Below are 12,499 nucleotides of genomic sequence, written 5' to 3' on the forward strand. Positions count from 1 at the left end.
CGTTTGCAGAATCAGAAGTTGATTCATCAGAAGCATCATCATCTTGAGCAACAGTAGTTTTATCATCATTATGATCTGCTATGTTAGTGCTGTCGTCTTTACTTTCATTAGTGTTGGAAGTAGTACTATTATCGTTTGCAGAATCAGAAATTGATTCATCAGAAGCGATCTCAGAGTCAGCAACATCAGAAGCATTATCATTTTGAGCGACATTAGCGTTATCATCATTATGATCTGCTACGTTAGTACTGTCGTCTTTACTTTCATTAGTGTTGGAAGCCGTACTATTATCGTTTGCAGAATCAGAAGTTGATTCATCAGAAGCGACCTCAGAGTCAGCAACATCAGAAGCATTATCATCTTGAGCAACAGTAGTTTTATCATCATTCTGATCTGCTACGTTAGTGTTGTCGTCTTTACTTTCATTAGTGTTGGAAGTAGTACTATTATCGTTTGTAGAATCAGAAGTTGATTCATCAGAAGCGACCTCAGAGTCAGCAACATCAGAAGCATTATCATCTTGAGCAACATTAGCGTTATCATCATTCTGATCTGCTACGTTAGTGCTGTCGGTTTTCACATCAGTACTTATAGAAACATCATTATTTACTGCTTGGGCATCTGTATTTTTATTGCTGTCAGAATTATTTTGATTTTCTTGATTTTGTGTAGAATATGTATTTTGACTTGATGTGTCTTTGTTTAGTTCGTCTAATTGTGCATCATAATTTTCAGGTTCATCTGACTTGAGTTCTTGCACTTGACTTGGATCATTGTATGTTTGTGTCCCTGAAATATTTGTCGTTGGATTACTAACTTCAGATTTTATTTCTTCGCTTTGCTTTAAGGTATTTTCATCATTCAACACATTTTTATTTGATTTCTGATTTTGTGTATTATCAGCTGCATGTGCATAATGGGTTGTCAAAGCTGTACCAGCTAACGTCAATGCAACTATTGAAGGTACCTTATAATTCAACTTTTTATTAGTCATTTAACTGCCCCTTTTATTATTAATATTTAATACCATTATAATACGAAGATAGTTTAATTGAATTGATTTCATAGATTTGTAATATAAAATTAATCTTATTAAGACACTAAAAAAGTAGAAATAATTTAAGAAAAGGCGGAAATACGCCTAATTTTAAATATATTAAAATATTACACTCTTTGGAATATTACATAATAAAGATGTACATTAACTGCAACTTTATTAAATTATTTAGTTCAAATTGTTTTATTCATTAAAATATGTTCAATATTTTCTTCTAAGAAAATATCACCTGAAGCTTTATAACCTAAAGATTCATAAAAGCGTTGTGCATGGCATTGGGCATTAAGCGTTAACATATTATACCCTTGTTCTTTTGCTACTGTTTCAATAAAAAGCATTAAAGCTTTGCCATGACCTGATTTTCTATGTGTTGGTAAAATTGCTACGCGCTCAATTTTTGCTCCATTTTGATAGGGTCTAAACCTTCCAGTTGCAAAAGGGGAGTGTAGTTCATCATAACCTATGACATGAGTAGCGGTAGATTCAAATTGATCTATTTCATTTTCAAGCGGGACTCCTTGTTCATGAACAAAAACTGCTTTTCTAATTTCGTATGCATCATCCAACATTTTAGATGTAGTAACCACTTCGAACATGATAAAACCTCATTTCTTTTGAATATAATAAAACTACCCTATCACATTTATAATGTAATAGGGTAGTTATTTAATGTATTATTGAGCTTCTTGACGTACTAATGCAGTATATTGCCAAAAAATTCTCATTTGTGCAATATTCCAATTGTTCATCCCCATAGTAAAACCTGACGGCCTAAATAAATTGACGTCTGTTACTTCAAGGGCTGCTGCAATTAAATATTGTAGTGGTACACTAAGTTCTTTCATTGTTTCCGTTATACCATTTTGGTCATAAACCCAAGAAAAAGGTAGTTCTGATTCAAAAACATCAACTTTATCAAAAATTTCGGGTAGTGCTACGATATAACATGCACCGTCTACAACAGGGTTGGTTTCACTATCCTTGTAGTAGATTCGTAAAGCTTCATAGTTTTCACGATGTGCGTGATTAACATAGAAAAATTCATTTCTAAAAAGTGCCATATCCTTACTATGGATTAATTGTTGTTCTAAAACGTTAAACATACCGTTTATATTCGCTAATTTTTCATATGTTTTTCGTGACATGTCGCGATCTCCTCTCTACAGCTTAATATAGATTTGTTTGTAATTCTTGTGTGTTTTGTTGTTGATTTGGATCCTGCTGCTGTTGGTTAGGATCTATTTGTTGGTTGTAATCAGATTGTTGATTTGAATCGTTCGGTTGCTCTGTCGTTTGGTTATTATCTGTTTGATTCATATTATTTTGTTGATTTTCATTTGTAGAATTTGGATCTTGTGAATTTGAATTATTTTGTTCCGATTGTGAATTTGAATCGTCTTCATCTTCCTCAGAGCTATCTTTTTGATTTTTACGTAATAAACTACTATCAATTTCTGTTTGTGGTACGAGTGTACCATAAAAGTCGATGACACGTTTATTTAAGAAATCGTCTGTATCTTTAATTTTAGGTAAATTTAAATCGCTGCGCAAAAGATTTGCAGTATCTTGTATATTTTTAATATTAGGATTATAGTAATAAACACCATTTAAATAATCATCTTGACCTTCTAGCTGTTTACTTTTAATTTTAACATCATCTTTTAAGTAAGATGTAGCTAGTGCTTTTACTTCTTTGTAACTTAAATTATGCTTCGCGTTTTTACCTACTATTTCAATTACATCATCTAATTTACTGAATGAATCTGCTTTTTGAGCTTTAATAAATAGCTTTTTAATTAAATCCATCTGTCTTTGGCCACGTTTTAAATCTGAATCTTGATGACGTGTTCTAGCGACTGCTAAAGCTTCATCTCCATTTAGTTTTTGGTGACCTTTTTTCACTTTTATTTTTCCTGTATCGTTTGTATTTGGTTCAGAAATATTATATGGAACATCGTATTCAATGCCACCGAGTTCATCAACGGCATCCACGAATGCTTCCATGTTAATTCTTACATAATAATCAACGGGCACATTTAATGTAGCTTCTACTGAATCCATAGAAGCTGTAGGGCCGTTGTATGCATGTGCGTGTGTAATTTTATCATAATAGCCGACTTCTGGAATGTAACTGATTGTATCGCGTGGGATACTTAACATTCGAATTTGTTCTTTATCTGCGTTAAAAGTAGATAATATCATTGCATCAGTTCTTGATTGTTCAGCACTTTGCCCATTCTTTTCACGACCACTATTATCATCGATACCTAAAAATAAAATAGAGATTGGATCTTTAGACGGGTTTACTTTAGATTCACGAATACTTGATTCTCTAGAAGTATCGCTCGTATTCAATGAATGCTCAAATGCACCTTGTGACGATTTAAGTAATAAAACGGCAAATATAACTGGAACAACTACAAGAATTAAAGATAGAAATATTAAAAGATATTTTAAAAATTTATTCATGTATGAAGCTCCCCATCGTATGTGATTTTGTATATATTACAATATTGATCTAATGTTAAGTTTTTGATTATTTCATTAAATTATTGTAAAGAGAAATTTGTACTATAACTTATAATTTTATAACTAACATTAAAAAATATCAACTAAGAATTTATCCTACTAAAGTTTGAATTATAAATTGGCGTACAGTTGACCATTAAAATATTCTTAATGAAAATAAAAGAAATAATTATTAAGAAAAACGACATGGCTAAAATGATTTATTTATAAACTTACGATATAATTAGCATATGTTAAATGTTATCAATGATTGATAATATTAATATTTTTACTTAAGCAAGTTTTTAAGCAGAGATTTTAAAGTCATAGCGATTTTTGGTATTTATTAAATTAAATCAAAGATAATACCGTATGAATAAATTGTTAATATATTGAAGTTTCAAGGAGGATATAACCATGAAATCAGAATGGTTGGATAAATTAGATGAAAGTTTAGTAAAAAAATTTTATGAAGCACAAACAGAAAAAGAAATAGAAGAAGGGTTTAGCGGAAACCTAACATTTGGCACTGCTGGAATACGTAGTACTTTCGGTTTAGGACCGGGTCGATTGAATGCATTTACAGTCCGCAAAGTTGCATTGGGTTTATCGCAATATTTGAAAGCAAAATTTGATAATCCATCCATCGTAATCCATTTTGACACAAGATTGTTATCGAAAGCATTTTCAGAAGAAATGGCGTCTGTTTTAGCTCAAAATAATATTACTACGATTTTATCAGAAAATTACAAATCCACACCTGAATTATCATTTGCGGTGAGATATTTAAAAACAAGTGCAGGTGTGATGATTACTGCTAGTCATAATCCCAAAAACTATAATGGGATTAAAATATACGATCAAAACGGTGGACAATTATTACCCAATGAATCAGAACATTTAAGTCAATATATTAACGCTATTGAGCATCCACTACAGATTGATAGAGATGATTTTAATTTATTACTCGAAGATAATAAAATCACATATATGTCAAATGAAGTCACTGAAGCTTATAAAAATGAAGTGAAAGATTTAGTAGGGGATATTCCTGAGAAACAAGCTAAAGTCGTACTTACGAGTTTACATGGTACGAGTTTACCTTTGGCTTCTGATATATTATCAGAATTAAACTATGATAACTTTGTTATTGAAAAAGAACAGTCAACCCCAGATGGTAATTTTCCAACTGTAGCGATAGCTAATCCTGAAGATGAGGCTGTTTTTGAACGCGGTATTAAGCTCGCAAACGATACAGATGCACAATTAATTATAGCGACTGATCCTGATGCTGATAGATTGGGTATAATTGAACGTTATAATGACCAAACGTACAGATATTTTAATGGAAATGAAATTGGTATTTTGCTTACTAAATTAAGATTCCAAGATTTAGTAGAAGAAGGTAAGCAACTATACATGATTAAATCTATAGTCACAAGTGAACTTGCGGAAAGATTAGCCTTAGCATTAGATGTAGAAGTGAATAATGTATTAACAGGATTTAAATACATTTCAAATTTATTGGAAACAGAAAGTGCTCATCAAGATAAGCAATTACTAATTGCTTTTGAAGAAAGCCATGGCTATTTAGCAAAGCCATTTTCAAGAGACAAAGATGCAATACAAATGGTTCCTTTATTAATCAAATATAAAAATTTATTAGCGAATAACGGAATGACATTTAAAGATACAATAGAAGATATTTATGCGCATATCGGTGCATATAAAGATAAAACTCTATCACCGACATTTGAAGGCGCAGAAGGCATTGAAAAAATCACTAAAATAATGGATCAATTTAGAAATAAAGATGTTTCAACGATTTGTGGTCTTGAAGTAGCACAAGTTGAGGATTACCAATTAGGTACCATTAAAAATTTAAGAGAGGGTAGTACTGAGGCATTATCATTACCTGAAACCAATTTAATTCGCTTTATTTTTGATGAAGGTTTCATTGCATTGAGACCTTCTGGTACTGAACCTAAAATCAAGTTGTATTTCTCATTAAATATAGAAGATATTGATGCTTTAACAAATCAATTTAAAGAGGAATATATCAATCATATAAAATAACAACAAAGAGGCAACAACATGAAAGTCAACAAATATAAAATAATCATTGTTTTAATCATTTTCATATTTTTGGTTTTAAGTTTTACTGGTTATAGACACTATAAACAAATGAAAGATTATATTAGTCCTTCAAAGATTTCAACCAAGGAAAATGAAAAACAATCATCTAAGAAACAAAAAAAGTTAAAAACAGTCGTTGATCACAAACATCCACAAATTAATAAAATAGATGAATATTTGGAACAAACTCATTTTAATGGTACCATTGCGCTTTTTGAAAAAGGTAAACTTAAATTGAATAAAGGCTATGGTTATCAAGATTTTGAAAAGAGTGAAGAAAATAATGCTAATACGATGTTTTTAATTGGCTCAGCACAAAAATTTTTGACAGGTATCATGTTAAAACAATTAGAAATTGAAGACGAGATTCATATGATGACGCCAGTAAAGCATTATTTAGAATGGTTTGATTCAATTTATCCACTTTCGATTAAGCAACTAATGTTACATCAAAGTGGGTTATATAAATATAAAGCTAATCCAAAATTTAAAGATTTAAATGATGCAACACATGCAATACAACAGAGAGGTATCAACCCTTTAGAATATAATAAATATCAATATAACGATGCTAATTATTTAATATTATCGAAAGTAATAGAGACGGTGACACATAAGTCTTATATGCAGAATTTAAATGAAAGATTAGTGAAACCATATAATTTAGAATATACGGCACGTTATAGTAATTTAAATTTTCAAAAATATATGGCTGTTGGTTATAAAAATGATAAATTAACTGGAAGACGTATTCGTCAAAAACCTAATATATTAAATCAATATGATGGGGCAGGTAACCTTTACATGTCTCCTTATGATATGGGGAAAGTGGTATTAAATTTACAAGACAATAGAATTTTTGACGAAACAACGACCATGCCTTTTATTCATGAAAGTTTGACTACACAATATCCTAGACCATACCGATACGGCTTTTATTCTTTTGCTGATAAAAATAGAATTAATGGCATTTTTTTCGGCAATATATTCACAGTATATTTTAATGATAATTATGTTATTGTACTAGCAACGAATTATGACAACGGCAAAATGAATAATGAATATAAAATGAAACATATTTACTTTAAGTTATTACATCAAGATGGTCATTATAATAGAGTAAAACAGTTGTATTGAAAGGGAATAGTGATAGGTGTGTTAATATCACTGATTAAAACATAACCGTCAATTTCTATCAAACCACGATAGAAATTGACGGTTTTTCTTTTATAATAAGTTGTTTATGTTTTGAGGACAAATTATAGTTCATGTTTCGTAAAATGCATGCTTTTTATACGGTAATGTTAATTAGAGATAAATACATGCATGATATATCTCGCTAAATTAGTTTGTCCATGGATTTCCTTAGAAAAGGTGTGTTAGTTTTTCTGCAAAATAAATACTTTTTTGTTTTGTAAGATGCAGACTGGATTGTCGTAGATATGATTAATTACGAATCTGAGTTCATACATATGATCAAAAATTGTAAATAATAAAAGATGAGTCAAGCGATTTGTGTATTAAAATTTTACTTACAATACTTTAAAGCATCGATAAACATCTGCTTAAAGATATTTGCTTGTACTGACATTACTACGGTTGTATTAGGAAATTGAGATTTGAAGTCAACTACTGAAGCACCCTTGGTTAATTTGCCATCTGTTTCAATTTGAACATCAGCTTCTCGTACAACAAAGTGTTCTGGATGCAGTAGATAAAGCAATGTATAAGCATCATATACATTAATACCTTTTTCAAAATCGTCTCCTCTATAATGTTTGAATAACTGATGCAACATCTTACCAGTCTCGTTGATTGATTTTAGTTCATTAATTGTTTCATGTGTCAAACTAGAACTTCTAGCAACATCTAATCCTATCATTGTTATAGGTAGGCCAGAATTAAATACGATTTGAGCAGCTTCAGGATCACAATAAATGTTAAATTCAGCTAATGGTGTTACATTACCTCGAGATGCTGAGCCACCCATTAATACAATTTCTTTAATGTATGCTTTCACTTCAGGATAAGTCATTAATAATAATGCAATATTCGTTAATGGGCCAATAGGAATAAGCGTGATAGGCGTTTCGCTTTTGAGTAAAACATCTCGCATGGCCTCAACAGCATGAGTAGAATCGAGATCACTTTCATTGATTTCTGGGAAAGTATATCCTTCCATTCCCGATTCACCATGTACTTCACTTGCATCTACAATAGCTGATAAAAGTGGTTGTGAAGCACCTCTATGTACAGGTACATCGCTATTAAAGAAACGTTTGATTTTTAATGCATTAGCAGTTGTTTTTTCGATTCCAACATTACCATTGACTGTAGAAATCATTTTCAAATCAAATTCTGGATGGTTTAAAGCAAAGCTAATCGCTGCTGCATCATCAATACCTGGGTCTGTATCAATAATAATTGGTTGTTTCATAATTATCTAATCCTCCTGTTACAAAAATAGCATTATCAGTTATATTCTACATCTTTTGGAGAAAGAAATGTTACAAAGTAAATTATTTAATGAAAGGTATAGGGGACATGGATACGGGAATAAAAAAAAGACTTCTCTTTCGAGAAGTCTTTTTGGGATTATAAGTGGCTTGAGTGTCCACCTTGCATTACCCAATACGTACCAATAACTGTAATTAGAGTAATGATAACCGCAAATATAACTTTAAACCCTTGTACATTTCCATCTTTACCTTCAGTTAAGTGCATGAACATTAATAATTGTACTGCAGCTTGGATAAAGGCAAAGCCAAAGATGATTGTAATCTTAGCATTTAGTGCCATTGATGTGTATAGGGTTACGAATACTGCTAAAATAGTCAAAACGATTGAGCCAATAAAACCTACTGTGTGTTTTACAATTGTATTCATCCGCTAAACACCATCCCTATCATATATACGGCAGTGAAGATGAAGATCCAAACAACATCTAAGAAGTGCCAATATAAACTTACTATAAATAATTTAGGAGCATTATCTTTATTTAATCCACGCATTGCAACTTGAATTAATAGACATGTAATCCAAACAATCCCTAGAGATACGTGGGCACCATGTGTTCCTAAAAGAATAAAGAAACTAGACCAGTAAGAACCAATAGTTAAGTTAACACCTTCTGAGACATAGTGAGCAAACTCATAAATTTCAAAGCCTACGAACACTACTCCGAATAGTAAAGTGATAATCATCCATATTGTCATTAATTTTGCTTTTTCTTGTCTCATATAGTAAATAGAAATACCACAAGTGTAAGAACTAATTAATAACGCAAATGTCATTATTAAAATTAGGGGTAATTCGAACATTTCAGTTGTCATTTTACCGCCATAATCGCCACCGTGTTGAAGCGTTAATAGGGTTGCGAATAGCGTACCGAATAATGAGACTTCCGCTGTAAGGAATACCCAAAAGCCAAGTCTATTTAAATTACCTTCATGCGAACGTTGATCAATAGTGTTTGCATCATGACTCATGACTTACAGCCTCCCTTTCTTTAATACGTGCTTCACGTAAACGTTTTTCGGTTTCTGCTACTTCAGAAGCTGGAATATGATAACCGTGGTCTACTTGGAAACTGCGGTAAATCATAGTACCAAAGATACCTATTAAGCAAATAACGGCTGGAAGTATAGTTTCAAAGACAAGGAAGAATCCACCGATTGTGAAGAAAATTCCCATCCAGAAACCAACTGGCGTATTATTTGGCATATGGATATCAGAATAATTGTGATTATCTAAGTAGTGTCTACCGTGTTCTTTCATATTTACAAATGTATCGTAGTCATTCCAATCTGGTGTAATAGCAAAGTTGTATTTAGGTGGCATTGCTGAAGCAGTTGACCACTCTAATGTACGTCCTAAGCCATCCCAGTTGTCACCAGTAGCTTCACGTGGTGCTTTGAAGAAACTATATACGATACTAGCAACTAAGAACATAAAGCCTAGTGCCATCATTAATGCACCGACAGTAGAAATTGCGTTTAGCAACCACCATCCATCTTCTGGCATATAAGTGTATAAACGACGTGGCATACCATCTAATCCAAGGATGAATTGAGGTAAGAAACAAACGTTAAATCCAATCATGAATAACCAGAAACTCCATTTGTTTAATGTCTCGTTTAACTTAAATCCAGTCATCTTAGGCCACCAGAAAATGAGTGCACCTAAACAAGCAAATACAACACCAGCTACTAATGTGTAGTGGAAGTGAGCAACTAAGAAGTACGTATTATGGTACTGATAGTCGGCTGCTGCCATTGCAAGCATAACACCAGTTACACCACCAAGTAAGAAGTTAGGAATGAATGCTAATGCGAATAGCATAGGCGATTCAAATGTAATTCTACCTTGATATAAAGTGAATAACCAGTTAAATAATTTAACACCTGTTGGTATACCAATCAGCATAGTTGTGATTGAGAAGAATGAGTTAATTAATGCACCATTACCCATAGTGAAGAAATGGTGAACCCAAACTAAGAAACTAAGGAATGCGATACCTGCTGTTGCCCACACCATACTTTGGTGACCAAACAGACGTTTACGTGCAAATGTTGGAATAATTTCTGAATAAATACCGAATGCCGGTAAGATAACGATATAAACTTCGGGGTGCCCCCATACCCAGAAGAAGTTAGCCCATAGCATTGGCATACCACCATTTGCGACTGTAAAGAATGCAGTATCGAAGATTCTATCTGTTGTAAACAGTGCTAGCGCAACTGTCAATACTGGGAAAGCCAAAATAACGATTAATGCTGTAATGAAAGTAGTAACCGTGAACATTGGCATTTCCATAAATTTCATCGTAGGTGTTTTACATCTAAGTATTGTTACAAAGAAGTTAATACCAGTCATTAGGGTACCTATACCAGAAATCTGTATTGCGATAAGGTAGTAGTTAACCCCAGGTCCTGGACTGAATTCTCCTGCGAGTGGTGCATAGTTAGTCCAACCAGCTGCAGGTGAGCCTCCGATTATAAATGATAGGTTGAATAACAACATACCAGAGAAGAATAACCAGAAACTTACGTTATTTAATACAGGGAATGCAACGTCTCTTGCACCAATTTGAAGAGGTACAATAACATTCCATAAACCAAAGATGAAAGGCATCGCCATAAAGATTATCATTATTACGCCGTGCGTACTAAAGACTTCATTATAGTGATTTCCTTCTAAGAATGTATTATCTGGAATTGCTAATTGTGTACGCATCATTAGGGCATCAATACCACCACGTACGAACATTAATACAGCACAGATTAAATACATAGCACCAATTTTTTTATGGTCAATAGACGTGAACCATTCTCTGTATAGATATTTCCACAATTTAAAGTAAGTAATTACTGCGATTACTGCGATGATAGCAAACGGTGCACCAATTTGCGCCATTGTAATCATCCAGTTACCTTGAACGAGTAATTGATCCCATGGGAAATTCATTAATGTCCACCTCCATGTTCATGGTCTTTTTTCTCAGCTTTAGATGCTTTTTCATCTTTAGCACCTTCTGAGATTTTTTCCATTTCATCCATATTATGTGATTCTTCATCTTTGAATTCACTATCATATGGTTCATTATTGCCTAGAATCATAGCTTTCATACCATGACGTTCATAGTTTGCGTTTGTGATTTGAGGTTTACGTGCAGGTTTATTCGGTTTATCCAATACATCTTTTTTAATTTCTTCAGGTGTATTGAAGTTTGGATCTTTCTGTACGTAATTGAAACGATCATAAGCATGGAAAATATACTCAGGATCAGCTGCTGGATCAACAAACGCCATGTGCGTACCACTGAAAGTTAAGTTTTTATTTTCAGTAGTTGGTAAAAGTTGTTTATCAAAAGTATCTTGATCTAATTCCTTTTGACTTTGAGCATCTTTTACCCAATCCTTGAATTTACTTTGGCTAACAGAATTAACATCAAATGTCTGGCGAGCGAATCCTTCACCGTTGAAGTTTGAGTTACGTCCTCGGAACGTACCTTCTTCGCTAGCAGTTAATGTCCAATCCATTGTCATACCAGTCATCGCGTATTTTTGACCACCTAATTGTGGTATCCAGAAACTTGTCATCATATCCATTGATTGGAGTTTGAAGACAACAGGGCGATCTTTAGGTATTGTTAAGTGGTTAACAGTTTCGATTTTTTCTTCAGGATAACTGAAGAACCACTTATAACCAGCGCTTGTTGCATAGACAACAAGTGGATCGTCTTGTTTTTCCGGTTTAGCTTCATACATATAAAGTGATTTTACTGTAGGAATCGCTAAAGCGATAACGATGATCACCGGAATGATAAACCAAATTGTTTCAATTAAAGAATTGTGGTGCATCTTACCAGACTCGTCTGTTTTGTGTAATCTATATTTATATAGGAACAGAGCAAACATGATAAGTACGGCGGCAATAATAACAAGCATGAAGATGATTGAATAAATAATCAAGAACTTCGAGTCACTTGCTACCGGCCCTTTTGGGTTTAAAACTTCTACATTTGAACAACCACTAAGTATAATTAGTGAGCCAAAGAGTAGAAGCAAAGACTTAAATTTTGACACTTTTTTGACCTCCTAATACTACAATTGTAGGGCTTACCATCAATTTTAAGATATTACGCAATATTTACAAGTGTTTGTGCAAAAAAAATTATTGTAAAATTAAAAGAAACCCAACAAACTCAACGTCTGACGGGCTTTCAAAGATTTGTTAAAATTATGTGTACATTTTGTGAAAAGTGTCATATTTTAGGCGATAGGATAATTTCACACC

General features: G+C 32.7%; 10 protein-coding genes and 1 pseudogene. 2 read left to right on the top strand and 9 right to left on the bottom strand.

What is annotated here, in order from left to right; translation table 11 throughout:
- The 4 genes and pseudogenes from HMPREF2586_RS08095 to HMPREF2586_RS08110 form a co-directional block, all read right to left on the bottom strand.
- Nucleotides 1–994 (bottom strand): annotated as a pseudogene (locus tag HMPREF2586_RS08095) (autolysin); the annotation flags it as partial.
- A 236-nt stretch (nt 995–1,230) separates the two neighbouring features.
- Nucleotides 1,231–1,653, bottom strand: a complete 423-nt coding sequence (locus tag HMPREF2586_RS08100; RefSeq protein WP_046207909.1) for a GNAT family N-acetyltransferase — start codon at nt 1,651–1,653, stop codon at nt 1,231–1,233.
- A gap of 78 nt (nt 1,654–1,731) precedes the next feature.
- The gene (locus tag HMPREF2586_RS08105) at nt 1,732–2,202 is read right to left on the bottom strand and encodes a DUF2538 family protein (RefSeq protein ID WP_019468155.1); all 471 of its coding nucleotides are present in this window, start codon (nt 2,200–2,202) and stop codon (nt 1,732–1,734) included.
- 22 nt (nt 2,203–2,224) lie between these two features.
- Complete coding sequence (locus HMPREF2586_RS08110; protein WP_046207908.1) at nt 2,225–3,526, bottom strand: LCP family protein; 1,302 nt, start codon at nt 3,524–3,526, stop codon at nt 2,225–2,227.
- Between the two features lie 456 nt (nt 3,527–3,982).
- On the opposite strand from HMPREF2586_RS08110, the gene HMPREF2586_RS08115 reads away from it, so the two are divergent.
- Together HMPREF2586_RS08115 and HMPREF2586_RS08120 are read left to right on the top strand one after the other, a co-directional pair.
- Nucleotides 3,983–5,641: a phospho-sugar mutase gene (locus HMPREF2586_RS08115; RefSeq protein WP_064209117.1), complete on the top strand. Its 1,659-nt coding sequence runs from the start codon at nt 3,983–3,985 to the stop codon at nt 5,639–5,641.
- A gap of 18 nt (nt 5,642–5,659) precedes the next feature.
- Nucleotides 5,660–6,838 carry a serine hydrolase domain-containing protein gene (locus tag HMPREF2586_RS08120; RefSeq protein ID WP_046207906.1) on the top strand — a complete coding sequence of 393 codons (1,179 nt, stop codon included), beginning with the start codon at nt 5,660–5,662 and terminating at the stop codon, nt 6,836–6,838.
- A gap of 391 nt (nt 6,839–7,229) precedes the next feature.
- On the opposite strand, the gene rihC is transcribed toward HMPREF2586_RS08120, so the two are convergent.
- From rihC to qoxA, 5 genes are all read right to left on the bottom strand, one after another.
- Nucleotides 7,230–8,138 carry a ribonucleoside hydrolase RihC gene (gene rihC / locus HMPREF2586_RS08125; protein WP_064209116.1) on the bottom strand — a complete coding sequence of 303 codons (909 nt, stop codon included), beginning with the start codon at nt 8,136–8,138 and terminating at the stop codon, nt 7,230–7,232.
- Between the two features lie 158 nt (nt 8,139–8,296).
- The gene (gene qoxD / locus HMPREF2586_RS08130) at nt 8,297–8,587 is read right to left on the bottom strand and encodes a cytochrome aa3 quinol oxidase subunit IV (RefSeq protein WP_046207904.1); all 291 of its coding nucleotides are present in this window, start codon (nt 8,585–8,587) and stop codon (nt 8,297–8,299) included.
- Complete coding sequence (gene qoxC / locus HMPREF2586_RS08135) at nt 8,584–9,189, bottom strand: cytochrome aa3 quinol oxidase subunit III (RefSeq protein ID WP_046207903.1); 606 nt, start codon at nt 9,187–9,189, stop codon at nt 8,584–8,586. Before qoxC ends, qoxD begins: the two co-directional genes overlap by 4 nt.
- A complete protein-coding gene (gene qoxB, locus HMPREF2586_RS08140) occupies nt 9,179–11,167 on the bottom strand; it encodes a cytochrome aa3 quinol oxidase subunit I (protein ID WP_046207902.1) in 1,989 nt (662 codons plus the stop codon). Before qoxB ends, qoxC begins: the two co-directional genes overlap by 11 nt.
- Nucleotides 11,167–12,288 (bottom strand): cytochrome aa3 quinol oxidase subunit II, encoded by a 1,122-nt coding sequence (gene qoxA / locus HMPREF2586_RS08145; RefSeq protein WP_070658323.1) that lies wholly within the window; start codon nt 12,286–12,288, stop codon nt 11,167–11,169. Before qoxA ends, qoxB begins: the two co-directional genes overlap by 1 nt.
- Nucleotides 12,289–12,499 lie beyond the last annotated feature (211 nt).

Origin of the sequence: Staphylococcus sp. HMSC034G07, assembly GCF_001835975.1 — a bacterium.
Classification (GTDB): Bacteria; Bacillota; Bacilli; order Staphylococcales; family Staphylococcaceae; genus Staphylococcus; species Staphylococcus ureilyticus.

What these genes read in the sequence shown, in the direction of transcription:
- HMPREF2586_RS08100 (WP_046207909.1), bottom strand. Translation starts at nt 1,653, where the DNA reads ATGTTCGAAGTGGTTACTACATCTAAAATGTTGGATGATGCATACGAA.
- HMPREF2586_RS08105 (WP_019468155.1), bottom strand. Translation starts at nt 2,202, where the DNA reads ATGTCACGAAAAACATATGAAAAATTAGCGAATATAAACGGTATGTTT.
- HMPREF2586_RS08110 (WP_046207908.1), bottom strand. Translation starts at nt 3,526, where the DNA reads ATGAATAAATTTTTAAAATATCTTTTAATATTTCTATCTTTAATTCTT.
- HMPREF2586_RS08115 (WP_064209117.1), top strand. Translation starts at nt 3,983, where the DNA reads ATGAAATCAGAATGGTTGGATAAATTAGATGAAAGTTTAGTAAAAAAA.
- HMPREF2586_RS08120 (WP_046207906.1), top strand. Translation starts at nt 5,660, where the DNA reads ATGAAAGTCAACAAATATAAAATAATCATTGTTTTAATCATTTTCATA.
- rihC (WP_064209116.1), bottom strand. Translation starts at nt 8,138, where the DNA reads ATGAAACAACCAATTATTATTGATACAGACCCAGGTATTGATGATGCA.
- qoxD (WP_046207904.1), bottom strand. Translation starts at nt 8,587, where the DNA reads ATGAATACAATTGTAAAACACACAGTAGGTTTTATTGGCTCAATCGTT.
- qoxC (WP_046207903.1), bottom strand. Translation starts at nt 9,189, where the DNA reads ATGAGTCATGATGCAAACACTATTGATCAACGTTCGCATGAAGGTAAT.
- qoxB (WP_046207902.1), bottom strand. Translation starts at nt 11,167, where the DNA reads ATGAATTTCCCATGGGATCAATTACTCGTTCAAGGTAACTGGATGATT.